This is a genomic window from Rhodobacter sp. NTK016B (assembly GCF_017303295.1).
In the GTDB taxonomy this organism is placed as follows: Bacteria; Pseudomonadota; Alphaproteobacteria; order Rhodobacterales; family Rhodobacteraceae; genus Pararhodobacter.
The window spans coordinates 1-259 of sequence record NZ_JAFKOK010000063.1 but is presented as its reverse complement, the minus strand read 5'-3'; the positions used below and the strand labels follow the sequence as shown (position 1 = coordinate 259).

Sequence of the window (259 nt, the reverse complement as noted above, 5' to 3'; positions counted from 1 at the left end):
CAAAAGCCAGGTACTAAGACTTTATCGAGGCCGCTGCTACACATTCTGGACTACGGCGAGCGTCCGGGCGACATGGTTGCAAAGCCAAAGCAGGTCGCCCTTCACGGTCAAAAAGACGTTTATATCGCCAGAGCCGAAATCGAACTGCGAAATGCGATGCAGTCTCTGGCCTTCATGACTAATTCAGAGATCAACTCAATCTCTACTTTGACAGCGCTTTCCTTACCAAAAGCCGTCGCTCCCATGTTTTGGACGATCA

1 protein-coding gene is annotated in these 259 nt (G+C 50.2%); it reads left to right on the top strand.

Going from position 1 to position 259, the window contains the following annotated elements; genetic code table 11:
- Positions 1-259, top strand: a 259-nt coding sequence (locus JI664_RS23705; RefSeq protein WP_207016256.1) for a hypothetical protein, incomplete at both ends; no start/stop codon positions are given.